We start from the raw sequence: 25,566 nt of genomic DNA, 5'->3' as shown, positions 1-25,566 counted from the left end.
GGAGCGTACGCGGCAGGTCACGCCAGGCGGATCGAATTTCCCTCCACCTTGATCTGCTCCGCCGGGAGCGGCTTCGGCGCCGGGCCGCCCGCCACGGAACCGTCCGCGATGCGGTACTTGCTGCCGTGGCACGGGCAGTCGATCGTGCCGTTCGCGACGGCGTTCACCGTGCAGCCCAGGTGGGTGCAGATCGCCGAGAAGGCCTTGAACTCGTCCTTCTTCGGCTGGGTCACCACGACCTTCTGGTCGTTGAAGATCTTGCCGCCGCCGACCGGGATGTCGGACGTCTTCGCCAACTCCTGGCCGCCGGTCGCCTTCACGGACGCCGAGCCCGAGGAGTTGTTGTTGCCGTACTTGCTGCACCCGGCGGCGAGCGCGGCGGCCGCGCCCGTCGCGAGAACCGTGCGGCGCGTCGAGCTGTCGGTCATGTACTCACTCCGAAGGTGCGGAAGAACCAGAGGGCGGACGTCAGCCAGAGCAGGGTGAGGCCGGTGAAGACCAGCCCGCCGACGAGCGGCAGCAGCCAGCCGGGGAGGCGCTCCGAGCGGAGCAGCAGCATCTTGGCACTGAAGGCGCCGAAGAACAGGCACCCCAGGAGGGAATGCCACATCACGCGTGTCGAGTACGTCTGGTACCCGAACGCGTAGAGGCAGTGCACCGCGACCGGCACCGCCACCAGGAACGCGATCCGCCCCGACCAGCGGTGCAGGGTCCCCGACCAGCTCGGTCCCGGCAGCTTGCCGTAGACCATGAAGGCCGAGACGACCTGGACGAGGGCGAAGAAGAACGCGGTCGTCGCGAGCCAGGACTTCACCGCGCCCGTGCTGCTGAAGCCGGCGAGGTTGAAGGCGGTGCCGGCCGGGTCGTGGACCTTGCCGTAGACGCCGAGCCCGACGGCCACGGCCGCGGCCACCAGGGCCGGCACCAGATAGCGGGCGGGGCTGTCGCGGCGGCGCGGGGGCGGTGGGAAGGCCTGGGTGGCGGCGTTCGGATCGGCGGTCATGATCGGCTCCCTGAGGCGGATGGTGGGTCAGGGGGTGACGGGCTGTGCCGTGAGCTGCTGTCCGTCGACCGTGACCGCGCCGGTCTCCGGGTCGATACGGGGTGCGGCGGAAACCTTGCCGTCGCGGGTGACGATGCCGGTCTGGCGGCCGTTCGGCAGCACGATCCAGCCGCCGTCGATCTTGGCGCCGCGCACCTTGGCCGTGGCCCGCCACAGCCCGGACGGCTTGACGGCCTTGTCGGCGGTGAAGGCGTACTTCCGGCCCTCGTCCTTGACCGTGCCGCGGATCTTCGTACCCTGCTGGAGCTTTCCGTCGAGTACGGCGCCGTTCGGGGCGGTGAGCTTCATCGTGCCGTCGTCCGCGACCGGGCCGCGCAGCCAGGCCTCCTTGTAGCGACCGTCGCAGAAGTACGCGACCGCCCTGCCGTCACGGATCCTCACGGCCACCGAGGCGGTGTCGTCGTCGGTGCGGCCGGCGTAACTGGCGTTCGGCACGGCCGACTTGGACGGTGTGGGGCTCGGCGTGACGGTCGGCGTCGGTGACGCGGGCGCCGATTTCTTCGGGGACGCCGACGCGGACGGCGATGCCTCGCTGTACGAGGAGGACGCGGTCTTCGTCCCCGACGTCACATTGAGCGTCAGCATGAACAGGCCCAGCACCAGACCAGCCAGAAGTGTGAGCAGTGGTCCAGGACGCTTCATTACTGTCCTCCCCCGAGGCGAGCTACCAGCCCATGAGAGCGGACTCGCGGCCGTGCGTAAAGAGGCATACCGGGATGATCTCACCACCTGTAGCGGACCAGTAGCGGAACAGAGTGATCCAGGTGACATTGGCAGGGTTCGCGAGGCCCGCTCCGGCCCGTCTCAGGGGGCGGGCGCCGGGCAGCCGTACCGGACGGGCTGACTAGGCTGGACGTGCACAGAGCCGTGAGGTACATCAGCGAGGAGCAGAGCAGTGGCGGTACGAGCGGTCCGGGGCGCCGTCCAACTCGACAGGGACGAGGCCGGCCACATGGACGAGCGGGTCGGCGAGCTGCTCACGGCCGTCCTGGAGCGCAACGGCCTCACCCCCGACGACCTGATCAGTGTCTGGTTCACGGCCACGCCCGACCTGCACAGCGACTTCCCGGCCGCCGCCGCCCGCAAGCTCGGCAGCGCCTTCGCCGACGTACCGCTGATCTGCGCGCAGGAACTCGACATCGCGGGTGCCATGCCCCGCGTGGTCCGCATACTCGCGCACATCGAGTCCGACAAGCCCCGCGCCGACATCGCGCACGTCTACCTCGGTGCCGCCGCCGCCCTCCGCAAGGACATCGCCCAGTGAGAACCGCGCTCGTCATCGGCACCGGCCTCATCGGCACCTCCGCCGCGCTCGCCCTCGCCTCCCGGGGCGTCGTCGTCCACCTCGCCGACCACGACCCCGAGCAGGCCCGTACGGCCGCCGCGCTCGGCGCCGGGACCGACGAGGCGCCGGAGGGACCCGTCGACCTCGCGATCGTCGCCGCCCCGCCGGCCCTGGTGGCCGGGGTGCTCGCCGACGCGATGCGCCGGGGCGTGGCCCGCGGCTACCTCGACGTGGCCAGCGTCAAGGGCGGCCCGCGCCGCGAGCTGGAGGCGCTCGGCCTGGACCTCTCGTCGTACATCGGCTCGCACCCCATGTCAGGGCGCGAGAAGTCCGGCCCGCTGGCCGCGACCGCCGACCTCTTCGAGGGCCGTCCCTGGGTGCTGACGCCCACCCGCGACACCGACACCGAGGTGCTCAACCTCGCCCTGGAACTGGTCTCGCACTGCCGGGCCGTACCGGTCGTCATGGACGCCGACGCCCACGACCGCGCGGTCGCCCTCGTCTCCCACATGCCCCACCTGGTGTCCAGCATGGTCGCCGCGCGGCTGGAGAACGCCGAGGAGGCCGCCGTACGGCTGTGCGGGCAGGGGATTCGCGATGTGACCCGGATCGCCGCGTCCGACCCCCGCATGTGGATCGACATCCTCTCCGCGAACCCGGGGCCGGTCGCCGACCTGCTCACCGATGTCGCCGGGGACCTGCAGGAGACGGTGCGGGCGCTGCGTGCCCTGCAGTCCGCCGACGACGTCAAGCGGGGCGAGGGTGCCGCCGGCATCGAGGACGTGCTGCGGCGCGGCAACGCGGGGCAGGTCCGCGTCCCCGGCAAGCACGGGTCCGCGCCGCGGGTGTACGAGGTCGTGGCCGTGCTGATCGACGACCAGCCGGGCCAGCTGGCCCGGATCTTCGCGGACGCGGGGACGGCGGGGGTCAACGTCGAGGACGTCCGCATCGAGCACGCGACCGGGCAGCAGGCGGGCTATGTCCAGCTGATGGTGGAGCCGAAGGCGGCGGGTGCGCTGATCGCCGGATTGCGGGAGCGGGGTTGGGCGATCCGGCAGTAGGGAGTGCGCGGTGTCGGTGTGGGCGTCTCCCGGGGGCTGCGCCCCCGGACCCCCGCTTCGGCCCTGAAGGGGCCTCGTCCTCGAACGCCGGACGGGCTGATTTCGTGGGCCTGCGTTGAATGGCGCCGGACGGGCTGAGGACTGGCGGCCTGCGTTGGCAGGGCGCCGCGAAGGCGCGGCCGGACGAGTGACGCGCACCCAGTAACCTTGTGCGGGGCGCACTCGCGCCCCCACCCCGCTCACCACCACGCACCAGGAAGGTGTCCTCCCGTGGAAAACGGCGCCGCCCGGACCGCCCCGGCAGTGATTGTCGCCATCGACGGCCCCTCCGGCACGGGCAAGTCGAGCACGTCGAAGGCCGTGGCCGCGCAGCTCGGGCTGAGCTATCTGGACACCGGCGCCCAGTACCGGGCGATCACCTGGTGGATGGTGAACAACGGGATCGACCTGACCGACCCCACCGCGATCGCCGATGCGGCAGGCAAGGCGGAGATCGTCTCGGGCACCGACCCGGCGCACCCGACGATCAGCGTCGACGGCGTGGACGTGGCCGGCCCGATCCGCACCCAGGAGGTCACCTCCAAGGTCAGCGCGGTCAGCGCGGTCCCCGAGGTGCGGGCCCGGATCACCGAGCTGCAGCGTTCGCTGGCCGCGGAGGCGGAGCACGGCATCGTCGTCGAGGGGCGGGACATCGGTACGACCGTGCTGCCCGACGCCGACCTGAAGATCTTCCTCACCGCCTCTCCGGAGGCACGTGCCGCCCGCCGCAGCGGTGAGCTGAAGGGCGCCGACGTACAGGCCACCCGCGAGGCGCTGCTGAAGCGGGACGCGGCCGACTCCTCGCGCAAGACCTCGCCGCTCGCGAAGGCGGACGACGCGGTCGAGGTGGACACCTCCGACCTCACCCTCCAGCAGGTCATCGAGTGCGTGGTCACCCTGGTCGGGGAGAAGCGGGCCGCCAAGTGACAGCTCCAACAGCTCCAACCGCCGCATCGGAGCGGGGCGCCGAGGTCGGGCGGCGCATCGGTGTCGGCCTGATGTACGGGCTGTGGAAGCCGCGCGTGCTGGGCTCCTGGAAGGTGCCCGCCGCCGGTCCGGTGATCCTTGCCGTGAACCACTCCCACGGCGTCGACGGCCCCATGGTCATGGGCGTGGCACCCCGGCCGACGCACTTCCTGATCAAGAAGGAGGCGTTCATCGGCCCGCTTGACCCCTTCCTGCTGCGCATCGGCCAGCTGAAGGTGGACCGTTCGGTCGCCGACCGTACGGCGATCACCGGGGCGCTGGACGTCCTGGCGGCCGGCGGTGTGCTGGGGATCTTCCCCGAGGGCACCCGGGGTGAGGGCGACTTCGCCTCGCTGCGCGCCGGGCTCGCCTACTTCGCGGTACGCAGCGGCGCCCCGATCGTGCCGGTGGCCGTACTGGGCACTGCCGAGAAGAGCGGACGACTGATAAAGGCGCTGCCTCCGCTGCGCTCCCGCGTCGACGTCGTCTTCGGTGACCCGTTCGACGCGGGCGACGGCTCCGGCCGCCGTACGCGCAGGGCACTGGACGAGGCGACCGAGCGGATCCAGAAGCAGTTGGCCGCCCACCTGGACGATGCCAGGCGCCTCACCGGGCGCTAAGAGACACTTGAGTAGTGGATCACCCGAAATCCGGGGGTTCCACCGATCACCACGATGAACGAGGTACCCACTTCATGAACGACCAGATCCAGCCCGACGGCTCCGGCGAGGAGCACGAGCACGGGGCGCTCGGCGACGCCGAGTACGCGGAGTTCATGGAGCTCGCCGCCGTAGAGGGCTTCGACATCGAGGACGTCGAGGGCGCCATCGAGGAGGCCGGTCACGGGCCGCTGCCCGTGCTCGCCGTGGTCGGCCGGCCGAACGTCGGCAAGTCGACTCTCGTCAACCGCATCATCGGGCGGCGGGAAGCCGTCGTAGAGGACAAGCCCGGTGTCACCCGCGACCGCGTGACCTACGAGGCCGAGTGGGCGGGCCGCCGCTTCAAGGTCGTCGACACCGGCGGCTGGGAGCAGGACGTCCTCGGCATCGACGCCTCCGTGGCCGCCCAGGCCGAGTACGCGATCGAGGCCGCCGACGCGGTCGTCTTCGTCGTCGACGCCAAGGTCGGCGCCACCGACACCGACGAGGCGGTCGTACGGCTGCTGCGCAAGGCCGGCAAGCCCGTCGTGCTGGCCGCCAACAAGGTCGACGGCCTCAGCGGCGAGTCCGACGCGGCCTACCTGTGGTCCCTGGGCCTCGGCGAGCCGCACCCCGTCTCCGCGCTGCACGGCCGCGGCACCGGCGACATGCTGGACGCCGTCCTGGAGGCGCTTCCGGAGGCGCCCGAGCAGACCTTCGGCGTCGCCGTCGGCGGTCCGCGCCGGATCGCCCTGATCGGCCGCCCGAACGTCGGCAAGTCCTCGCTGCTGAACAAGGTGGCCGGCGAGGAGCGCGTCGTCGTCAACGAGATCGCGGGCACCACCCGTGACCCGGTCGATGAGCTCATCGAACTCGGCGGTGTGACCTGGAAGTTCGTCGACACCGCCGGTATCCGCAAGCGCGTCCACCTCCAGCAGGGCGCCGACTACTACGCCTCGCTGCGCACCGCCGCGGCCGTCGAGAAGGCGGAGGTCGCGGTCATCCTGATCGACGCCTCCGAGTCCATCTCGGTGCAGGACCAGCGCATCGTCACCATGGCCGTCGAGGCGGGCCGCGCGATCGTCCTCGCGTTCAACAAGTGGGACACCCTCGACGAGGAGCGCCGCTACTACCTGGAGCGCGAGATCGAGACCGAGCTCGCCCAGGTCGCGTGGGCGCCCCGGGTGAACATCTCGGCGCGCACCGGCCGCCACATGGAGAAGCTGGTCCCGGGCATCGAGACCGCCCTCGCCGGCTGGGAGACCCGCGTCCCGACGGGCCGCCTGAACGCCTTCCTCGGCGAGCTGGTCGCCGCCCACCCGCACCCGGTCCGCGGCGGCAAGCAGCCCCGCATCCTCTTCGGCACCCAGGCCGGCACCAAGCCCCCGCGCTTCGTGCTCTTCGCCTCCGGCTTCATCGAGGCGGGCTACCGCCGCTTCATCGAACGCCGCCTGCGCGAGGAGTTCAGCTTCGACGGCACCCCGATCCACATCTCGGTACGGGTGCGCGAGAAGCGCGGCAACAAGAAGAAGTAGCGGTACGGCAGTTGCTACGACGAGGAGGGCGGCCCCTGTTGGAACAGGGGCCGCCCTCCTCGTGTACGTGCCGCGTCAGATGCCTCGGCGTGGGCCGGGCGGCAGGGCCGGGATGTGGTGCATCCCGGTGTGGCCCTGCTGCTGGCCGACGTGACCGAGCTGTCCCACGCGCTGCCACTGCGACTGCTGGCGGGCGCTGTAGGCCCCCGCGCTGTACGCGCTGTACGAACTCCCGCCGAACGAACCGCCGCCGAACGTGCCCGTGCTGTGCGGGCTGTGGCCGAAGGCCGTGAAGCCCAGCTCCTCCTCGCCGCTGCGGTCACCCGGCAGCGAGCGGAAGGTCTTGACCCACTCCGAGTAGAGCCGGTCGTAGATCGGCGTGGCCGACGGGCCGCCCGGGCTGTCCCGGTCCGATCGCGAGGACGGGATCGGCTGGTAGGGCCGGCTGCGGGGAACATCGTATGCGTGCACGTATGTCCAAACGACGCGTGACCTGAAGGGATGCGGCTCAGGTGCCCGCGAGCGGGAGCGCGGAGCCGACCAGCTTGCCGCCTGCCGCCGCCTTGTCGAGCGCGCTGCGCAGCAGGTCCTCGCGGGGCTGGCGGCCGATCGAGCCCACCGGCGCCGCGAACATCAGCACCTGCTGGTGCTTGTTGGCGGCGGCCCGCCAGCTGTCGGTGACCTGGAGCGGCTGGTGCGCCTGCCACCAGGCCACCGGGGAACCGCCGTTGGAGTTCGGCTGGAGCACCGCGTGCAGCTGGCCCGCGGCGAGCAGCACCGACCAGCCGTGCAGTACGGGCGGCACGGTGGTGATCTCGCTGAGCGGCATGAAGCCCTGCTCGATCAGCAGCGGGAGGAAGTCGTCGCCGGCGCCGGTCGAGCCGGGCCGCACGATGGCCGCGGTCGGCTCCACCACCAGGGCGGGGTGCAACTCCCCTGAGATCAGGACGAGTCCGCTGGTCACACCGAGCACGGCCTGCTCGGGTACGGCCTTCTCCGGTTCGCCGGCCGGGGCGTGCGCGTTGCCGCTGATGGAGCGGACGGCGCCCTGCAGCTGCTCCTCGGTGACCTGGACGATCTGGGAGGGCAGGCAGGTGGCGTGGGCGAAGGCGAGGACGGCGGTCTCGTCGCCGATGAACAGGACGGTGCTGGTGCGCTCCTGATCGGAGTCGCCCTGGGTGCGGCACGACGTGCAGTCGTAACTGCCCGGGGCGTTGTCTCCGGCGAGCAGCCGGTCGGCTTCTTCGTCGCCGATCTCGGCGCGTACGTCGTCGCTGACGTCGAGCATGCGCGGCACGGGTGGCTCCCTCGGAATGCGGTGCCCGGTGGGTCCCGGGCTCATGAAGAAGACAACGGAGGATCTGTGGCGGGGGTCACGCCCCGGAGCGGACCGAATCGAAGCGACCGACGCGGACGGTCACGGCTGGTACGGAATCGGACACTCCCTGTCAACTCTGTGAAAGGTCAAGGGAGTTGGCCGCGTGAACCGAGTCACAGCGTTTGTCGGCAACTGGTCGAAAAATCGTGAAATCAGCGAATGTAGTGGGTGGCCGAAAAATGCCGATACCCGCGGTAACAGTGAACTGGCCTGCGGCGACGGGCAGTTGGTCGACATCCGCTCGCCCACCTCCGTACATTCCTCCGCCGTGTGCAACGAGCACCGCTCGGGACACGTCCGCCGGCCGAACGAGCCAGCAAGCAGCACCACTTCCGGCGGACGGGGAGGAGCGCGAGGACCACGTCGATGCGTGGGAGCCGCGAACCACCTTGGGGGACCCCGGGTTGTTGGAGAGGGAACTACATGTCCGAATGTGCCGATACCACTCGCGACAACACGCCTGAGACCCCCCGCAAGGGCCAGGCACGTACGGCGGCGGTCCTCGCCGGAGCGGCCCTGCTAGCCCCCCTGGGCGTGCTGGCGGCCACCGGCAACGCCGCGGCGGCCGACAGTGGAGTGTGGGACCGCATCGCCCAGTGCGAGAGCGGCGGCAACTGGCACATCAACACCGGCAACGGCTACTACGGAGGACTCCAGTTCTCCGCCGGCACCTGGCGCGCCTACGGCGGCTCGGCCTACGCGGCCACCGCCGACCAGGCCTCGCGGTCCGCGCAGATCGCCGTGGCCACCAAGGTCCAGCACGCCCAGGGCTGGGGCGCCTGGCCGGTCTGCTCGGTACGGGCCGGGGCGAGCGGTAGCGCACCCGGAGCCTCGTCCGGCACGGTCACCGAGAAGTCCACGAAGACGAAGACCTCGAAGACGCCGAGGACGACGAAGAAGTCGTCCACCGAGTCGACGGTCGAGTCGGCCAGGAAGGCGGCCCCTTCGAAGCCCGCGGCGAAGACGCCGGACCGCGGCACGAACGACGTCTCGCGCGGCACGTCCCGCGGCGACTACACCGTCCGTAAGGGCGACACCCTCAGCGGCATCGCCGCCGAGCACGGGACCACCTGGCGGAAGATCTACGCCGCCAACAGGGCCGTCATCGGCGGCGACCCCGACCTGATCGTGCCCGGGCAGCGGCTCGACCTCTGAGCCGAACCGCTCCCGCGCCGCCCCCGCCCGGTCCTCCGACCGGGCGGGGGCGTGCCCGTTACGCCAGTTCGGCCGCCTCGCCGCCGAACACGACCGCGCCGCGCCGCAGTTCGTACACGAGGGCGGCCCGGCCGCGCAGCACGGGCGGCAGCCGCTGCTCGGCGACGACCACGCACGCGTCCAGCCCGCCCAGCAGTTGGTACGTACGGTCCGCGACCGCCGGTGACATGCCCTGCGCCGGCTCGTCGACGAGCACCACGCGCGCGCGTGCCAGCAGGGCACGGGACAGGGCCAGCATGCGCTGCTCGCCCCCGGAGAGGGTGCCGGCCCGGCGGGGGAGCAGCGGGCCCAGCTGCGGGTACGCGTCGAGAGCCACGGAGTGGTCCCGCGCCGCGAGTTCGAGGTTCTCGTGGACGGTGAGGGACCCGAACACGGCCCGCCGCTCCGGCACCAGACACAGTCCCCGGCGGGCCCGTTCGTAGGCCGGCACACGGGTCACGTCGGCGCCGTCCCACACCACCGCGCCGCCCGACAGCGCGACCGTACCGGCGAGGGCGCGCAGCGCGGTCGTACGGCCGGAGCCGTTGCGGCCGAGCAGGACGGTGAGCCCGTGGGCGGGCGCGGCGAGGGTGACGCCGTGCAGGGCTTCGAGGGGGCCGTAGCGCACGCGCGCGTGGCGCAGGGAGATGGTCATACGGGGCTCTCCCAGGCGCTGGGCGTGTCGAGGACGCGGTCCGGCGGCCCGGAGGCGACGATGCGGCCCGCCGCCATCACGTGGACCATGTCCGCGAGGTCGGCGACCAGATCGAGGTCGTGCTCCACGACGAGCAGGGCGGTGCCCTCGGCGGTCAGCGCCCGCAACACCATGGTCAGAGCGGCCACTTCGGCGGTGTCGAGCCCGGCGGCGGGCTCGTCGAGGAGCAGCACACGCGGACTTCCGGCGAATGCCCGCGCCAGTTCGACCCGGCGCAGCGTCCCGGTGGGCAGCCCGGCGGCGGGTAGCGACCGGAGCTCGCCGTCGAGCCCGAACAGCCGCAACGCCCGCTCCACCGCGCCGGGTTCGGCGGCCCGCCCCTGCTCGGCCCCCACCCGCACGTTCTCGGCGACGGTCAACGAGGGGAAGACGGCGAGCTGTTGAAAGGTCCGGGCGACCCCGAGCCGGGTCCGTGCGTGCGCGGCCAGCCGGGTGATGTCCCGCCCACCGAGCCGGACCCGCCCGCGCACGGGCCGCACGGTCCCGGCCAGACAGTGGAACAGGGTGCTTTTCCCAGCCCCGTTGGGCCCGACGACAGCGGTCACCCGCCCCGCCCGCACAACGAGATCGACACCGTCGAGGGCGGTGAAGCTGCCGTAACGGGCGTACAGGGCATGGGCGGTGAGGAGGGGTGGGGAGGGCGGGGTCCGCACCGGGGCGGTGCGCGCCCGCAGGTCCTGAGCCCTGGAGGCCCATCCGGGGGCGGCCTGTGCTGGGCGCGCAACGTCCCTGCGGGCGGCTGCTGTTGGGCCGGTCTCGCTTCTGCGGGTGGCTGCCGTTGATCCCGTCTCTTCCTGCTGCCCGGGGTCAGCGGTGTGTCCCCGCGGGTCCCGCGCCCCGGGTGTCCGCTCGGCGTCGGCCTGTGCTGGGCGCGCCGCGCCATCGCGGATGGCTGCCGTTGAGTCCGCCTCGCCCCGCTGGCCAGGCTCGGCGGTGCGTCCTCGCGGGTCCCGCGCCCCCGGCGTCCGCCCGGCAGAGCGCCCCAGCGGGTCCCGGGCACCGTCGGACACCCGCCCGCCACCAACCTTCACGCGGTGCACAACACCCGCATACACAGCAGGCGTTGACCCTGTCCGCCCCAGCCCGCCCACCACCCGCAACCTCCGCCGCACCCACACCCCCAACGGCGTGAGCCGCGCCCGACGTTGGGGCCGCAGGCGCCCGACCGCCGTCCGTAGTGCCTCGTACGGTCCCCCGGGGAAACGCCCCACGCACACCGCCAGCACCCCGATCAGTGCCGCCGCTACTCCGCCGCGCGCGCCCGCGTCCAGGCCGACCAGGAGGGCCGCGGCCGTCAGTGCGCCCAGGGTGCTGTCGGCGCCCAGGACGACCACCGCGGCGAACCACAGCAGGCCCCGGACGGGGTCGTAGGCCGAAGGGTCGAAGGCGCGCAGGCCCATGCCGAGCATGGCGCCGCCGAGGGCGGCCAGGGCGGCGCCCGCGACGAAGGCCAGGAGTTTCAGGGAGGGGACCCGGACGCCCGCGGCGGACGCGCCCGCCTCGTGGTCGCGCATCGCGGCGAGGGCGCGGCCCGTGCGGCCCCGGCGCAGGGCGTGGGTCGCCAGCAACGCGCAGGTCAGGAGGGCGAGTTCGAGAACGTAGTAGGCGCGGTCCCCGTCGAAGCCGGACGGGCGCCCCAGTGCCAGGCCCGACGTGGCGTACGGCTGGGCGAAGACGAAGCGGCTGACCCCGACGCCGACCGCGAAGGTCGCGAGGGCCAGGGACAGGCCGTGGCGGCCGATCGCGGGCCAGCCGGTGAGCAGACCCAGAGGGGCGACCAGGAGGACGGCGACCGCGAGCGCGGCCAGTTCGGGCAGGCGGGGCAGGCCCGGGAAGCGGCCCGCCGCCAGCAGCGCCGTGAACAGGGCACCCAGGCCCGCGTACGCCGCCTGCCCCAGCGAGAGCTGGCCGCCGCGCCCGGTGACCACCACCAGGGACAGCAACACCACGCCCAGCGCCGGGACTTGGACCGAGGTGTGCAGGTCCGAGCCCGCGAAGCCGAGGGGGAGCAGGAACAGCACCCCGGCCACGATCCAGGCCCCGGCAGGTGTCGCGACGCGCGCGGAAGCCGTACGGGGGAGGGCGTCCCTCCCACCGACACCCGGCAGCACCAGCGCCACGGCCAACAGCGCGACCACGAACAGGTTCGCGCCCACCGCCTGCACCAACTGCCCGCCCCAGCCGGACAGATGGACCCTCGTCAACTGGCTCTGCCCGACCCCGATCCCCAGCGCCACCACCACGGCGACCGGCAGACTCCGCATCCGTGCGGCCACCGCGACCGCCACCACCTCCATGACGAGCAGGGGCAGGCCGTACGGGTCCAGGCGCACGGAGGGGGCGAGGAGCACACCCGTCAGTCCCGCCGTGAAGGACCCGAACGCCCAGCCCGCCGCCGCCACCCGGTCCGCGTCCACCCCGCCCAGCACCGCGAGCTGCCGGTCGTCCACGACGGCCCGCAGCTCCCGACCGAAACGCGTCCAGCGGATCACCGCCCCGACGCCCGCCGCGAGCACGAGCACCACCGCCAACTGCCCCCAGGGGTCCGCCGGCACGAGCTCCGGCGCGTCGTCCCGCGCGCCCTGCCCCCACACCAGCGCGGCCCCGCCGACGAGCAGCACGAACACGCCGATGGACGCGACCAAGGTCTGCGCCGGATCGCCGCCGAGGACCGACAGCGGCCGGAAGACGAACCGTTCCAGCACTACTCCGAGCGCGGGCGCGAGGAACAGCAGCGTCACCACCGCGCCCAGCCACAGCGGCCAGCCCCACCCCACCACGCACTGCCGCAGCGCGTACGCGCAGACCATCGCGACCGCGCCGTGCGCGAAGTTGAGGACGCCGGTCGCCCGGTACGTCACGATCAGGCCGATCCCGGTGAGCGCGGCGGCGCTGCCGACGGAGAGACCGGCGAGGGTGAGGTCGTAGGTCAGCGAGGACATCAGTCGTCGGCTTCGGCGGGCTCGCAGATCGGGCAGGGGCTCAACTCGCCGTTCGCCACCAACTTCGAGTCCACCGGCACCGCTTCGGCCTTCCCGGCGACCAACGGGCAGTCCGCGCGGTGCCACAGCGTGCCGCCGGGCACCATCAGCAGGTCCCCGCTGACCGCCAGGGGCGCGGCGGCGGCCTCCGCCGACTCCTCAACATCGTCGGGTTCGGAGGCCACGAGAAGGGCGTACAGCTCCTCCACGCGCGCGGTGGCGAGGGCGCCGCGGCCATGGGTGAGCAGGATCGCGCCGGCGACGATCAGCGCGGCACCGGGGATCGTGCAGGAGGCCAGGTAGGGGAGCTGCCGCTCGGCGTAGCGCTCGCCGGAGACGCCGTACCAGCCGAGCACGCACAGCACCGCACCCGCGGCGAGCGCGGCCCAGCCGGCCCACAGGGCGGGACGCGCGGTCCGCAGTCGGGCTGTCCGCATTTACGGCTCCCACATGTCATGTGTCTGTCCATGCCGGCCAATGGCTTGCACTATGCCTTCTGACACCCGACCTGAAAACACCGGGCGCGCACGGCCCGGACCGACACCCGGCGGTGAGCCAGATGGTTCTCGGGAGCGATCTCAGGCGAAGGAACACAAGGCGCGGACGGGGCGCGGCAGTTGGGGCCGCCGCCCTGGTGCTCGCGCTCGGCCCCGCCCTGGCGGCCTGCAGCGACGACAGCGGGGGCGGCAGCGGTGCGGCGCCGCCCACCCCGTCCGTCGAGCGGACCACGAGCGCACCGGCGACCGCGCCCGCCGACCCGGCCGCCGCCACGGCCCAGGTCAAGGCCAACTGGAAGAAGTTCTTCGACCCGGCCAGTTCCACCGCGGACAAACAGGCCGTCCTGGAGAACGGCGACAAGATGGGTGCGGTGCTGAAGGCGTTCAACGGCGACAAACGCGGCGGGCAGGTACAGGCGGAGGTCACCAAGGTCGTGTTCACCCAGGCGGACAAGGCGACCGTGACCTACACGCTGACCCTCAACGGCGCCACCGCCCTCCCGGACGCCTCCGGGACCTCCGTCGAGCAGGGCGGCACCTGGAAGGTGTCCGTCAACACCCTGTGCGCGCTGGTGGCGTTGAGCGGCGATGCCTCGCCGGCGCCCGGGTCGGGCTGCTGAGACCGCTGCCGCGGTGCTGCTGCTCCTGGTGGGCACGGCCTGCGGCAGCCGTCTCCCGGAGAGCGACTTCGAGCACGGCGACACCCGTACGCCCGCGCCGAGCACCGGCACACCGATCCGGGTCGGCATCATCACCAGCGCGACCAGCCCGGTCGGCGGCGACGCCTTCACCGGCCCCCGTGACGGCGCCGAGGCGTACTTCGGCCGCGTCAACGCGCGCGGGGGCATCGCCGGACGCCGGGTCGAGGTGCGGCTGTGCGACGACGGCGGCAGCGGGGTCGGCAACAACGAGTGCGTGCACAAGCTGGTCGACGAGGACAAGGTCGTCGCCCTGGTCGCCACCACCACCCTCGACTACGCGGGCGCCTCCCGCGTCTCCCACGCGCGCGTGCCCGACATCGGCGGCCAGCCCATCGGCGCCGCCTACGACACCTGGCCGCACCTCTACGGCATCTACGGCAGCCTCGCGCCCCGCGCGGGCACCCCGGGCTGGGGCGGGAAGCTGTACGGCGGCACGGAGGTCTACCGCTACTTCAAGCGCGAGCAGGGCGCCCGTACCGCCGCCGTCGTGTCGTACAACCAGGCCGCGTCCGCCGCCTACGCACGGCTCGTCGAGCAGGGGCTGAAGGCCGAGGGCTACAAAGTCGTCCCCGAGCAGGTCGACTTCGCGCTGCCCAACTTCCGCGCGGCGGCGGCCGACCTGAAGCAGCAGGGCGCCGACCTCGTCTTCGACGCCCTGGACACGCACGGGAACGCCCAGTTGTGCGCGGCGATGGACCAGGTCGGCGCGCAGGTCGTCGCCAAAGTGACGAACGTACAGAATTGGACATCCACTGTCCCGGAGGACTACAAGAACTCCCCGCACTGCCGCAACGCCCTGTGGGCGACCGGGTCCAGCCGTGACTTCGACGACGTGGCGCAGCCTGCCGTACGGGAGTTCCGGGACGCCACCGAGGGGCTGAAGACGCATTCCCAGTGGCAGTTGGAGGGCTGGGCGGCGGCGATGTGGTTCACGGACGCGGCCAAGGCGTGCGCGAGGACGGAAACGGGCGTCACGCGCGCGTGCGTCGACGGGTTCATGAACCGGAGCGAGAACTACACCGCCGACGGCCTGCTGGTTCCCGTCTCCTTCGAGCGGCTCGCCGAACCGCCGACGAACCGCAGGACGTGTCTGTCGGTGGCCCGCTGGCAGGACGGCAAGGGGTGGGTCCCGCAGGGGGACATGAACAGCACCTGTTTCGAGGTGCCGCAACTCCCGTACAGCCCTTGATCCAGACAGCCCTTGATACAGACTTCGACCATGTTGGAGACCTCGGCACGACTCCTCCGTCTGCTCTCGCTGCTCCAGGCCCACCGCGAGTGGTCCGGCGCCGACCTGGCCGACCGGCTCGGGGTCACCCCGCGCACCGTGCGCCGGGACGTCGACCGGCTGCGTGAGCTGGGCTACCCGGTCAACGCCAGCCCCGGCACGGGCGGCGGCTACCAGCTGGGCGCCGGCGCCGAGTTGCCGCCGCTGCTCCTGGACGACGACGAGGCGGTGGCCGTGGCGGTCGGCCTGCGCACCGCCGCCGGACAGGGCATCGAGGGCATCGGGGAGACCTCCGTACGCGCCCTCACCAAGCTGGAACAGGTCCTCCCGAACCGACTGCGCCGCCGGGTGGGCGCCCTCAACGCCTTCACCGTGCCGATGCTGCACAGCACCCTCCCGTCCGCCGTGGACCCGGCCGTCCTGACCGAGCTGGCCGCCCTGTGCCGGGACGCCGAGCGGCTGCGCTTCGAGTACGAGAGCCACGACGGCGCCCCCACCCGCCGTACCGTCGAACCGCACCGCCTGGTGTGCACCGAGCGCCGCTGGTACCTGGTCGCCTGGGACCTGGACCGCGAGGACTGGCGCACCTTCCGCGTCGACCGCGTCACGCCCAGGCCGCCGCACGGGCCGCGCTTCACCCCGCGCGAGCCACCGGCGGAGGATCTCGCCGCGTACGTCTCGAAAGGGGTCTCCACGCGCGCGTACGCCTCGCAGGCCGTCGTCCGGCTCCTCGTGCCCCTGGAGCGGGCCGCCGAGCGGATCTCACCGTCCGCCGGGACGCTGGAGGCGGACGGCCCGGACGCCTGCCTGCTGCGGACCGGGGCGCCGAACCTCGATGTGATGGTGATCCACGTGGTGATGACGGGCTTCGACTTCGAGGTCCTGGAACCGGCCGAGCTGACCGGGGCGATCAGGACGGCCCGGGACCGGCTGTCCCGCGCGCTGGACCGGTACGGCCCGGGGGCATACGACGATTCTGTGCCGGAACGGTGAATCTCTTATGCGGTGTCAGCTCCCGCCGTACCGCACGGAATCGGAATGGAAAGGGGGGCGCCGGACGGTTCTCGCGGAACTCTCCGCCCGGCTATTCGGCGAGCCGGGCCGACATGCGGGAATTACGTTCGAATGCCCGCGGAAGGCGTACGGAACCGCTCATACGTGTGAGGGACGATGAACAAAACACACGTCCTGATCCTGTGACAGAAGTGTGACCGGAGAGGGACGGAGAGAGCCGAAGAGGGGCTAGCGTGGCGGCATGGCACCCATTCCGACTCCACCGGCAGAGCCCCAGGACAGTCCGAACGCCTATGTCGGCCTCGACGCGGCAGAGGCCGAGCGGCTCGCGCGGGAGCGGGGGTGGTCGACCGTGCGGACGCTGCCGCCGGGGGCGATCATCACCATGGAGTACCGCGTGGGGCGGCTCAACTTCGAGGTCAGGGACGGCACGGTGGCGCGCGCCTGGAAGGGCTGACCGCAGACCTGACGAAGGCCCCGGTTCCGCTGGCGGAACCGGGGCCTTCGTCGTGCGGGGATCGATGGTGCGTACCGGACCCGCCTGCTGGTGGCGGTCAGCCGCCCGTCGCCGGACGGGCCGTGGCCGCCGTGGTGCCACGTGCCACCCGGTCCGAATGCGGCGGGCGGCGGCTGCCGATCGGGGTGACCGGCGTCCGCTCCGAGCGGGTCGTGTGCGGGCCGGGGGCGAGATGGGCGGGTGGCCGGGCCGAACGGCTCGTGGTGACCGTCTCGCGGGCCGCCGGGACCTCGTCGCCCGACGAGGAGGCGCGCGGCTTGAGCAGCACGGGCGCGGTGACCGGGGAGGCCGGTGCGGGGGCGGGCTCCGGACGGCCGCGGCGGGCGCGCCGGCGGTCGCGCAGGTCGAAGATCCAGGTCTCGGCGCGGGCGATCAGCGGCTCGCACCAGGGGAGGGCGAGCAGCACCAGCAGACCGGCGGCCCAGCCCAGCAGCACGTCGCTCAGCCAGTGCGTGCCGAGGTAGACCGTGGCGAGACCGACGCCGAGCGAGGTCACCGCGGACGCGGCGGACAGCCAGCGGCGGGCTGCCGGCGTGGAGGCCAGATACGCCAGGATTCCCCAGGTCACGACGGCGTTGGCGGTGTGGCCGCTGGGGAATATATCGCCGCCCAGGCCCATCTCGTTCGAGCCGATGACCGTGGCGTAGTGCGGGCCGAGGCGCCCCATGCCGAGCTTCGCCGCGCCGACCGTGATGTTCAGCAGCAGGATCGCGGTGCCCAGGGTGAGCAGCGGGCGCAGGGTGTGCTGCCGCCACGAGCGCCAGCCCAGCCAGGCCGCGACCATCACCGCGGTCGGGCCGCGCTGGCCCAGCACCACGTAGTAGTCGACGAACCAGTGGATGCCCGCCCACTGTTGGTACGGCCGGAAGAACATGACCTGCCAGTCGAGCCGGACCAGCCATGACGTGGTCACGACGAGCCACACGATCGCCAGATAGAAGGCCAGGGTCCCGGTCAGCAGCGCGACCCGGTGCCTGCTCATCTTGGGCACATCGAAGTGGGCCGGGCGTTCCGGCTCCCGGTCGAGCCTGGCGAACACCCGGTCCAGACGGGTGAGGTGTCGTTCGGTATGCACCCAATCGACATTACAGCGAGTGAGGTCGGAAGCCTGTCGAATCCACGGTTCTGTGATGACGATGTGATGTGGGATTGCTCTCAGGTGGAGGTTTATTTCCGAGCAATCCATTATCGGCCCAGGCTGCTTCCTGCAATTCCTTTGATCATTCCGAGTGGCGGTTTATTGACCTTATGAATTCGTTCACTGGAACGTCGTGTGAAATTACCCGCACGGCCACCGGTGTCGACCGCCGTCGCGAGGGTGCCGCTGCCGTCCTGGGCGCGCGGGCCCGGTGTGCGGCTGCCGGGAGCCCTGGGGGGCGTGGTGCGCCGGTGGCGGTCGGACGCGAAACGGGTCTATTAGGTGGACACGTCACTAAGGGGGAGTGGAGTATGCACTTCGGCCGGACCTCGGGGGGAAAGGTTCTGGGGGAACATGATCGAGAAGATGTGCCGGAGCAGAATCCTGTCACCTGCGGAGTCGTCGGACCCGTGCGGCTGCTTACGGTCCGGCAGGTGCCGTCCGACGCGCACGACGAGCGGCGAGCCGGATCGCTCCTGGTCCACGGCGCAGGCACTGGAGCTCGGGGCGGTGGACGTCGTGGAGCTGACCCACTCCTCGTCCGACGCGGGGCGCGCACCGAAGCTGATCCGACAGACCCACCCGCGGCTGTGCTCGGTGGTGTTCGCCCGCCGGGGGGCACTGAGGGTGGTCCAGGCGGACCGCGAGACGGTGCTGGACGCGGGGGACTTCGCGCTGTGCGACAGCTCGCGACCGTTCAGGATCGGGAACGCCGGCCGCACCTGCGCCACCATGGTGCGCGCCCAGGCGCCCCGGTCGGTGCTGCCGCTGTCGGCCCGGCAGATCGGCCGGCTGCTGGTGACGCGTGTGTCAGGGCAGGAAGGTACGGGGGCCCTGTTCACCCAGTTCCTCAGCGGGGTGACCGACGACCCCGCGTCCTACCGGCCCGACGACGTCGTGCGGCTCAGTACCGTGGGCCTGGACCTGCTGGCGATGGCGCTCGCCTCGCATCTCGACGCCCCGGCTCCCGAGCCACCGGAGGGGTCCCGTCATCTCACCCTGTTGCTGAGCGTCGAGGCGTTCATCCGCGAACACCTGCACGATCCGGACCTGTCGACGCGGGCCGTCGCCGCCGCCCATCACATCTCGGTCAGCCATCTGCATCGCGTCTTCCGGACCCGGGGCACCACGGTCGCGGCGCTGATCCGCCGTGAGCGCCTGGAGGGTGCGCGCCGTGATCTGACCGATCCACGTGCACGGGACGTGCCGGTGCACCGGATCGCCGCCCGCTGGGGCTTCAAGGGGCATGCCGCCTTCACGCGCACCTTTCGTGCCGCGTACGGCGTAACGCCCGGGGACTGCCGCCGCCAGGCTCTCGGTCTGTCTATATGAGACCCATATGAGACCCATATGAGACCCATGTGGGATCCATGTAAGACCCATATGAGACCGCCCGTCTGTCCGCAGCAAGCTGCGGACAGACGGGCGGTGGCGGCGTCTTCGCGCCTGCCGGTACGGCGTCAGCCCGGTCGGCGTTCAGCCGTCACGCCTCGTCGCGGTCTGCCGCGCCGGGGGTGTCCGGGCCCTCGGGCGGCTGTCAGCCGGCCCACACCGCGCTGTCGCAGTAGGAGTCGCCGCTGGTCTTGTGAAGGCAGATCTTGAACGTGTACGCGATGCCCTCGCCCAGGTTGTACACACCGCCGTCGCTGGCGCTCACGGTCTTGTGGGTACCGGCGGTACCTGCCTGCAGCGTGTAGCGCGTCGTCCCGTTGGGGTTGTAGACGAACAGCTTGGCGGCGTACCCGTCCGCCTCAAGGTCGTCGACCCTGACGATGTCGCCGTTCGAGGTGAACTGGACCCGGCCGCCGGGGTCGCCGTCGTCGGTGTGCAGCTCGTGGTCGACGGCGAGCGCCGGGCTGCCGGCCAGGAGCAGGAGCCCGATGGCGGCGACGGGTATTCCGATGGGAGTAAGTATTCGCTTTGCGCGCATGTGCACTCCTCGTGATGCGATTCCATGGTCATGACGCCGATCCACCCCGGCGCCCTTGCTTTGCCAGGCTGCCGTGATCACCGCTGGACAGTCGTTAGCGGTATGTCCACGGTTCTGTGCAGAGAGTGGTCACGGGGGCGGGTGCGGCCGCAGGGGAAGAGCTCCGGGACGGATCGGGGTGTGCCAGGGACGCCACGCGAACGTGGCGCATGCCACACGCCGGCCGGGAGGAACGTGACCTGGGACATCCGTCCTTGGCCGGAACTCGCGTACGCTGACGTGTCACTCGCCTTCGTTGCGCGGGTCGGAGACACCGCTCCTCTCCGGCCGCAGTCACGGGGAGTCCCCACCCCGTGAGCCCGCCGAACGCGAGGGAACATCTGGGAGGTAGTACATGTCCGGGACGACCACGGCCGCCGCAGCGCTGCGCCGTCGGGCGGCCGGGGCCGGTGCCAACCGCTGGGTCGTCCTCGTCGTCCTCTGCGTGAGCCTGCTCCTCGTCGCGCTCGACGCCACCGTGCTCCATGTCGCGGTGCCCGCCGTCACCGAGGACCTCAAACCCGGCGCGATAGAGCTGCTCTGGATCGTCGACGTCTATCCGCTGGTCTGCGCCTCGCTCCTCATCCTCTTCGGCACGCTCGGCGACCGAGTGGGCCGCAGGCGCATCCTTCTCCTCGGCTACGGCCTCTTCGGCATCGCCTCCGGCCTGGCCGCCTGCGCCCATGACGCCCAGGTCCTGATCCTCGCGCGGGCGCTGCTCGGCGTCGGCGGCGCGATGATCATGCCGGCCACACTCTCGATCCTCCGCCAGGTCTTCCCCGACCGGCGCGAGCGCGCGGTGGCGATCGGCGTGTGGAGCGCGGTGGCGGCGGTCGGCGCGGCGGTGGGCCCGCTGCTCGGCGGCTTCCTCCTCGAACACTTCTGGTGGGGCTCGGTCTTCCTGGTCAACATCCCCCTGATGCTGATCAGCCTGCCGATCGGCCGCCTCCTGCTCCCCGAGTCCCGCGGCGACCGCGACGGCCCGTGGGACGTCGTCGGCGCCCTGATGGCCGCCGGCGGCCTCTTCGGAGTCGTCCTGGGTGTGAAGCGGCTCGGCGGCGGAGAGCCGGTCGAGAGCGCCTGGACCGTGGCCCCGCTGCTCGTGGGCGCGGTGCTGATGGTCCTTTTCGTACGACGGCAACGCAGCCGTACGCATCCGCTGGTGGACCTGAGCATGTTCCGCAGGCCGGCGTTCAGCACCTCCGTCGGCTGCATCGTGCTGGCGATGCTGGCCTTGGTGGGCCTGGAACTGATCGCCGCCCAGTACCTGCAACTGGTCCTGGGCCTGTCGCCCCTCCAGACGGGTCTACGGCTGCTGCCGCTGACGTTCGCGGCAATGGCGGCCGGGCTGTTCGGGGCGCGGATGCTCCGGCGTTTCGGCCCGCGCCGGATGGTGTGCTTCGGCTTCTGCCTGACCGCGTTCTCGGTACTGACGCTCACCATGATGGGCGGCCGGGACAACACCGGGCTGCTGCTCTTCGGGTTCCTGCTGCTCGGGTTCGGCCTGGAGATGACGCTCTTCGGGGCGTACGAGTCGATGCTCAGCGAGGCACCGCCTGCCCAGGCGGGAGGTGCGGCGGCGATCGGCGAGACCTCCTACCAACTTGGCGCCGGCATCGGCATCGCGCTCCTCGGCAGCGTCATGAACGCGGCGTACGCGCCCGGGCTGCGGTCCGTACCCGGCGTACCGACCTCGGCGTCGGCCTCGGCGGGCCATTCACTGGGCGAGGCGTACGACGTCGCGTCGCGTCTCGGTGGAGTCCGTGGCGCCGCCCTGCGCGACGCGGCCCGGCACGCCTTCGTGCACGGTCTGCACGTCACCCTGCTCGTCAGCGCGGGCCTGCTGCTGTTGGGCGCGGTGATGGCGTTGCGGTTGCCGCGAGTCATGCAATGCGAGGCACCTCTGACCAAGGTGCCCGCCCCTCGCGAAGTCACACAGCCCCGCGTCTCCGCCTGAACAACCTTCTCCCCCGCACGCACCGCCGGTGACGGGCACTTGAAGGGTGGACGTTTCCCGTGGGGGTTCCCCGCCGGCGGCGACCACGGGTCCGGGAGGGGAGAGACGGAGGTGATAGTCGTAGCCGCGGCCGCCAACGGCGCTCAGCCCCCGCGGCAGGCGTTCACCCCTCGGACGCCCGTGAACGGGTGGCGGGTGGGAGAAGGTCTGGCATGTGGTGGACGTGCTCGACTCGGCGTCGTAACGTCGACCCCGTTGTCGTAACTAGCGGTGATAGTTTTTAGGTGCCGGAGGCTGAGCCATGTCATCGTCCTCGAAGTTGCCCCCCTTCGACCCCGCCGACCCCCTCGGCATCGACGACCTGCTCGACCCCGAGGACCTCGCGATCCGCGACACCGTGCGCGCGTGGGCCGCCGACAAGGTGCTGCCGTATGTCGCCGAGTGGTACGAGAAGGGCGAGTTGCCCGGGATCCGGGAGCTCGCGCGGGAGTTGGGCGGTATCGGGGCGCTCGGGATGTCGCTCGACGGGTACGGGTGCGCCGGTGCCTCCGCCGTGCAGTACGGGCTCGCCTGCCTGGAGTTGGAGGCGGCCGACTCGGGGATCCGGTCGCTCGTGTCGGTACAGGGCTCCCTCGCCATGTACGCGATCCACCGCTTCGGGAGCGAGGAGCAGAAGCAGGCCTGGCTGCCGCGCATGGCCTCCGGCGAGGTCATCGGCTGCTTCGGGCTGACCGAGCCCGACCACGGCTCCGACCCGGGCGCGATGCGGACGTACGCCAAGCGCGACGGCGGGGACTGGGTGCTCAACGGGCGGAAGATGTGGATCACCAACGGCTCGGTCGCCGGGGTCGCCGTCGTGTGGGCGCAGACCGACGACGGGATCCGCGGGTTCGTCGTACCGACCGACGTCTCCGGATTCTCCGCGCCCGAGATCAAGCACAAGTGGTCCCTGCGTGCGTCCGTCACCAGTGAACTCGTCCTCGACGACGTGCGGTTGCCGGCCGATGCCGTGCTGCCGGAGGTCGTCGGGCTGAAGGGGCCGCTGAGCTGTCTGTCGCACGCTCGGTACGGAATCGTGTGGGGCGCGATGGGCGCGGCGCGCGCTTCCTTCGAGTCCGCCGTCGAATACGCGAAGACCCGGGAGCAGTTCGGGCGGCCCATCGGCGGCTTCCAGCTCACCCAGGCCAAGCTCGCCGACATGGCGGTCGAACTGCACAAGGGGATTCTGCTCGCCCATCACCTGGGGCGGCGCATGGACGCCGGGCGCCTGCGTCCCGAGCAGGTCAGCTTCGGCAAGCTGAACAACGTACGGGAGGCCATCGAGATCTGCCGTACCGCACGGACGATCCTCGGTGCCAACGGGATCTCGCTGGAGTACCCGGTGATGCGGCACGCGACGAACCTGGAGTCGGTGCTCACCTACGAGGGCACCGTCGAGATGCACCAGCTCGTGCTGGGCAAGGCGCTCACCGGACTCGACGCCTTCCGCTAGGAAGACCCGAAGACCGCTGATCCACGCTGATCAACCCTGCGGGAGGCAGGGCCGGTAAGCGGCCCTGCCTCAGCTCTGGTTGAAGAAACCGTCCTCGCGGCGCGCGACCGGGTCGCCGCTGACGATCTCGGTGTTGGCGGGGGTCAGCAGGAAGACACGGTTGGCGACCCGCTCGATCGTGCCGCGCAGGCCGAAGGTCAGGCCGGCCGCGAAGTCGACCACGCGCTTGGCGTCGGTCGCCTCCATCGCCGTGAGGTTCACGATCACCGGAACCCCTTCCCGGAACAGCTCACCGATGGCTCGGGCGTCCCGGAAGCTGTCCGGGGTGACCGTGCCGATGCGCCGGCCCTTCACCTCGGCGACGTCCGAGGCCACCTTCACTCGCGGGTCCGTCACCCAGGCATCCCCGGGCTGCTCGGTCCCTTCGGAGTAGTCGTCGTCGTAGTAGCGCTCGTCATCGTTGTCGTCAACGAGCCCAAGCCAGGCACTCGCCTTGCGTACCGATCCCATGGACGCCTCCTCTCACAGCGGTCTTTATTGCTATCCGCATCCCTATGGTCATCCATGATGCGGATCGCGCGCCAAGTGGATAGACGCCGCGCGGGGGGTTTGTGACGCTACTGGTGCACAGCCAATACGTCGAGGGCCCCCGTGTATCAAGGGTGTTGCCGCATATGGCTGCTGACTGAGAGTGAAATATGATTCTTCCCGGCGTCCGGGTGACGGCTGGTGCGTACGGGTGAACGGAGTGGTCGATGCGATGCGGCTGCTCAACGCCCGGTCAGATGCCATGTCGATCTCCGGATGCCCCGTCAGTTGTCGTTCACGCCGCGGGGGGTTGTCGTGTTCGGAATGGTCCGGCCTTGCAGTCATCGGCTCGGCGAGAACCTGAAGACCCAGTGGCTGGCGCATTTGTGCGGGCTGTGTCTCGCGCTGCGCGGGGACCATGGGCAGTTCGCACGGGTTGTCACCAATTACGACGGTCTGCTCCTCTCGGTTCTGACGGAGGCTCAGGCCGAGCGGGAGGGCGGTGGCCGGCGGCGCACGGCCGGGCCCTGCCCGTTGCGCGGGATGCGGACCGCGTCCGTCGCGCAGGGCGACGGGGCGCGCCTCGCGGCGGCCGTCTCGCTGGTGCTCGCCTCCGCCAAGGTGCGCGACCATGTCGCCGACGGGGACGGGCTGCTGGCCCGCAGGCCGGTGGCGCTGGCCGCGCGGCGCGTCGCCGGGAACTGGGGGCGGGCCGGGGCGCGGACCGGCGCTGACGTCGGGTTCGACGCCGGTGTCCTCGTCGAGGCCGTGGAGCGGCAGTTCGGCATCGAGGTGCTCGCCGGGCCCGGCACGCCGATCCTGACCGTCACCGAACCGACCGAGACCGCCACCGCGGCCGCCTTCGCCCACACCGCGCTGCTGGCCGGACGGCCCGGCAACGCCGTACCGCTCGCCGAGGCCGGGCGCCTCTTCGGCCGGCTCGCGCATCTCCTGGACGCCGTGGAGGACCGGGAGTCCGACGCGGCGTCGGGTGCCTGGAACCCGCTCTCCGCGACCGGCACCCCGCTCACCGAGGCCCGGCGACTGGCCGACGACGCGCTGCACGGGATACGGCTCGCACTGCGGGAGGCGGAGTTCACGGACGGCAAGTTGGCGCATCTGCTGCTCGCGCACGAACTGGGGCGCTCGGTGGACCGGGCCTTCGGGACACAGTCGTGCGGGCACGGACCCGAGGCCGCGTTCGGGCCGCCGCAGACGCCCTACCTGCCGGGCGATCCGCGCCACGACGGCAATCCCTACGGCGGCAACCCCTTCGGCGGTGAGCCGCCGCGGCCCGACAAGCGCGGTTTCTGGGCCGGGTGCGCCGCAGCGCTCGGGCTGTGCTGCACCTGCAAGGTGTGCTGCGCCGACGAGTTCGAGGGACCGTGGTCGAGGCAGCGGCGCGAGGGGTGCTGCTCCAGCTGCGACTGCGACTGCTGCGACGCCTGTGAATGCTGCGAGTGCTGTGAATGTCTCTCGTGCTGTGATTGCTGAACGTGACGGTGACGGGTAGTCACCATCGTTGTATACGACCGTCTCGCGGGGGCATTGCCGACCTGCGAGGCCGAGGGGCCCGTGTTTCGGCGCGGTAAAACAAAAACATGATCCGGTGACCGGTGTGCCGTGAGGGTCGTTGGGCGGGAGCAGAACCATTTCTGCCTCAGGTTCGA

At 71.5% G+C, this 25,566-nt stretch carries 25 protein-coding genes; 14 read left to right on the top strand and 11 right to left on the bottom strand.

The window, feature by feature from the left end; genetic code table 11:
* Positions 1-17 precede the first annotated feature (17 nt).
* The 3 genes from ACWDEW_RS23230 to ACWDEW_RS23220 are packed head-to-tail and all read right to left on the bottom strand — an operon-like array spanning position 18 to position 1,705.
* Positions 18-428: a Rieske (2Fe-2S) protein gene (locus ACWDEW_RS23230; protein WP_450514847.1), complete on the bottom strand. Its 411-nt coding sequence runs from the start codon at positions 426-428 to the stop codon at positions 18-20.
* Positions 425-1,003: a DUF6529 family protein gene (locus ACWDEW_RS23225; protein WP_427923372.1), complete on the bottom strand. Its 579-nt coding sequence runs from the start codon at positions 1,001-1,003 to the stop codon at positions 425-427. Before ACWDEW_RS23225 ends, ACWDEW_RS23230 begins: the two co-directional genes overlap by 4 nt.
* 27 nt (positions 1,004-1,030) lie before the next feature.
* On the bottom strand, positions 1,031-1,705 hold the full coding sequence (locus ACWDEW_RS23220) for a hypothetical protein (RefSeq protein ID WP_450514846.1): 675 nt from the start codon (positions 1,703-1,705) through the stop codon (positions 1,031-1,033).
* Between the two features lie 253 nt (positions 1,706-1,958).
* On the opposite strand from ACWDEW_RS23220, the gene aroH reads away from it, so the two are divergent.
* The 5 genes from aroH to der all read left to right on the top strand — a co-directional run bounded on the left by aroH (position 1,959) and on the right by der (position 6,587).
* On the top strand, positions 1,959-2,327 hold the full coding sequence (gene aroH, locus ACWDEW_RS23215) for a chorismate mutase (protein WP_450514845.1): 369 nt from the start codon (positions 1,959-1,961) through the stop codon (positions 2,325-2,327).
* Entirely contained in the window at positions 2,324-3,409 is a 1,086-nt protein-coding gene (locus tag ACWDEW_RS23210; protein WP_450514844.1) for a prephenate dehydrogenase, read from the top strand. Before aroH ends, ACWDEW_RS23210 begins: the two co-directional genes overlap by 4 nt.
* A gap of 270 nt (positions 3,410-3,679) precedes the next feature.
* Entirely contained in the window at positions 3,680-4,375 is a 696-nt protein-coding gene (cmk, locus tag ACWDEW_RS23205) for a (d)CMP kinase (protein WP_399123076.1), read from the top strand.
* On the top strand, positions 4,333-5,034 hold the full coding sequence (locus ACWDEW_RS23200) for a lysophospholipid acyltransferase family protein (protein WP_450514843.1): 702 nt from the start codon (positions 4,333-4,335) through the stop codon (positions 5,032-5,034). The genes cmk and ACWDEW_RS23200 overlap by 43 nt, the downstream gene beginning before the upstream one ends.
* A 74-nt stretch (positions 5,035-5,108) precedes the next feature.
* Positions 5,109-6,587, top strand: coding sequence for a ribosome biogenesis GTPase Der (der, locus tag ACWDEW_RS23195; protein WP_431249650.1), 1,479 nt, complete (start codon positions 5,109-5,111; stop codon positions 6,585-6,587).
* 75 nt (positions 6,588-6,662) lie between these two features.
* Here the strand turns inward: der and ACWDEW_RS23190 are convergent, their stop codons facing one another.
* Complete coding sequence (locus ACWDEW_RS23190; RefSeq protein WP_450514842.1) at positions 6,663-7,058, bottom strand: hypothetical protein; 396 nt, start codon at positions 7,056-7,058, stop codon at positions 6,663-6,665.
* 37 nt (positions 7,059-7,095) lie between these two features.
* Positions 7,096-7,884 carry a hypothetical protein gene (locus ACWDEW_RS23185; protein WP_450514841.1) on the bottom strand — a complete coding sequence of 263 codons (789 nt, stop codon included), beginning with the start codon at positions 7,882-7,884 and terminating at the stop codon, positions 7,096-7,098.
* Between the two features lie 504 nt (positions 7,885-8,388).
* Here ACWDEW_RS23185 and ACWDEW_RS23180 point away from each other — a divergent pair.
* Positions 8,389-9,120, top strand: a complete 732-nt coding sequence (locus tag ACWDEW_RS23180) for a transglycosylase family protein (RefSeq protein WP_450514840.1) — start codon at positions 8,389-8,391, stop codon at positions 9,118-9,120.
* Between the two features lie 58 nt (positions 9,121-9,178).
* Here ACWDEW_RS23180 and ACWDEW_RS23175 read toward each other — a convergent pair whose 3' ends face one another.
* Genes ACWDEW_RS23175 through ACWDEW_RS23165 form a run of 3 tightly spaced genes read right to left on the bottom strand, consistent with a single transcriptional unit; the run spans position 9,179 to position 13,292 of the window.
* The gene (locus ACWDEW_RS23175) at positions 9,179-9,814 is read right to left on the bottom strand and encodes an ATP-binding cassette domain-containing protein (RefSeq protein ID WP_450514839.1); all 636 of its coding nucleotides are present in this window, start codon (positions 9,812-9,814) and stop codon (positions 9,179-9,181) included.
* Positions 9,811-12,816, bottom strand: coding sequence for an ABC transporter permease subunit (locus ACWDEW_RS23170; RefSeq protein WP_450514838.1), 3,006 nt, complete (start codon positions 12,814-12,816; stop codon positions 9,811-9,813). The genes ACWDEW_RS23175 and ACWDEW_RS23170 overlap by 4 nt, the downstream gene beginning before the upstream one ends.
* Entirely contained in the window at positions 12,816-13,292 is a 477-nt protein-coding gene (locus tag ACWDEW_RS23165; protein WP_450514837.1) for a hypothetical protein, read from the bottom strand. Before ACWDEW_RS23165 ends, ACWDEW_RS23170 begins: the two co-directional genes overlap by 1 nt.
* 122 nt (positions 13,293-13,414) lie before the next feature.
* Here ACWDEW_RS23165 and ACWDEW_RS23160 point away from each other — a divergent pair, with 122 nt between their 5' ends.
* The 4 genes from ACWDEW_RS23160 to ACWDEW_RS23145 all read left to right on the top strand — a co-directional run bounded on the left by ACWDEW_RS23160 (position 13,415) and on the right by ACWDEW_RS23145 (position 16,752).
* Positions 13,415-13,972 carry a hypothetical protein gene (locus ACWDEW_RS23160; protein WP_450514836.1) on the top strand — a complete coding sequence of 186 codons (558 nt, stop codon included), beginning with the start codon at positions 13,415-13,417 and terminating at the stop codon, positions 13,970-13,972.
* Positions 13,941-15,242, top strand: a complete 1,302-nt coding sequence (locus tag ACWDEW_RS23155; protein WP_450514835.1) for an ABC transporter substrate-binding protein — start codon at positions 13,941-13,943, stop codon at positions 15,240-15,242. The genes ACWDEW_RS23160 and ACWDEW_RS23155 overlap by 32 nt, the downstream gene beginning before the upstream one ends.
* Positions 15,243-15,272: 30 nt before the next feature.
* A complete protein-coding gene (locus ACWDEW_RS23150; protein WP_450514834.1) occupies positions 15,273-16,274 on the top strand; it encodes a helix-turn-helix transcriptional regulator in 1,002 nt (333 codons plus the stop codon).
* A 262-nt stretch (positions 16,275-16,536) separates the two neighbouring features.
* A complete protein-coding gene (locus ACWDEW_RS23145) occupies positions 16,537-16,752 on the top strand; it encodes an I78 family peptidase inhibitor (protein ID WP_450514833.1) in 216 nt (71 codons plus the stop codon).
* Positions 16,753-16,849: 97 nt separating this feature from the next.
* On the opposite strand, the gene ACWDEW_RS23140 is transcribed toward ACWDEW_RS23145, so the two are convergent.
* Positions 16,850-17,887 (bottom strand): phosphatase PAP2 family protein, encoded by a 1,038-nt coding sequence (locus tag ACWDEW_RS23140; RefSeq protein ID WP_450514832.1) that lies wholly within the window; start codon positions 17,885-17,887, stop codon positions 16,850-16,852.
* 417 nt (positions 17,888-18,304) lie between these two features.
* Between ACWDEW_RS23140 and ACWDEW_RS23135 the strand changes: the two genes are divergently transcribed.
* Positions 18,305-19,282: a helix-turn-helix domain-containing protein gene (locus ACWDEW_RS23135; protein WP_450514831.1), complete on the top strand. Its 978-nt coding sequence runs from the start codon at positions 18,305-18,307 to the stop codon at positions 19,280-19,282.
* A 205-nt stretch (positions 19,283-19,487) separates the two neighbouring features.
* Here the strand turns inward: ACWDEW_RS23135 and ACWDEW_RS23130 are convergent, their stop codons facing one another.
* Positions 19,488-19,880 carry a hypothetical protein gene (locus ACWDEW_RS23130; RefSeq protein ID WP_450514830.1) on the bottom strand — a complete coding sequence of 131 codons (393 nt, stop codon included), beginning with the start codon at positions 19,878-19,880 and terminating at the stop codon, positions 19,488-19,490.
* A gap of 394 nt (positions 19,881-20,274) precedes the next feature.
* Between ACWDEW_RS23130 and ACWDEW_RS23125 the strand changes: the two genes are divergently transcribed.
* Complete coding sequence (locus ACWDEW_RS23125; RefSeq protein ID WP_450514829.1) at positions 20,275-21,876, top strand: MFS transporter; 1,602 nt, start codon at positions 20,275-20,277, stop codon at positions 21,874-21,876.
* Between the two features lie 301 nt (positions 21,877-22,177).
* The gene (locus tag ACWDEW_RS23120; protein WP_450514828.1) at positions 22,178-23,368 is read left to right on the top strand and encodes an acyl-CoA dehydrogenase family protein; all 1,191 of its coding nucleotides are present in this window, start codon (positions 22,178-22,180) and stop codon (positions 23,366-23,368) included.
* A 69-nt stretch (positions 23,369-23,437) separates the two neighbouring features.
* Here ACWDEW_RS23120 and ACWDEW_RS23115 read toward each other — a convergent pair whose 3' ends face one another.
* A complete protein-coding gene (locus ACWDEW_RS23115) occupies positions 23,438-23,878 on the bottom strand; it encodes a cell division protein SepF (RefSeq protein ID WP_019074897.1) in 441 nt (146 codons plus the stop codon).
* A 333-nt stretch (positions 23,879-24,211) separates the two neighbouring features.
* Here ACWDEW_RS23115 and ACWDEW_RS23110 point away from each other — a divergent pair, with 333 nt between their 5' ends.
* Entirely contained in the window at positions 24,212-25,390 is a 1,179-nt protein-coding gene (locus ACWDEW_RS23110; protein WP_450514827.1) for a DUF5685 family protein, read from the top strand.
* Positions 25,391-25,566: the final 176 nt, after the last annotated feature.

Source organism: Streptomyces sp. NPDC001100 (genome assembly GCF_053598575.1).
This window is presented reverse-complemented; position numbering and strand designations above follow the sequence as displayed.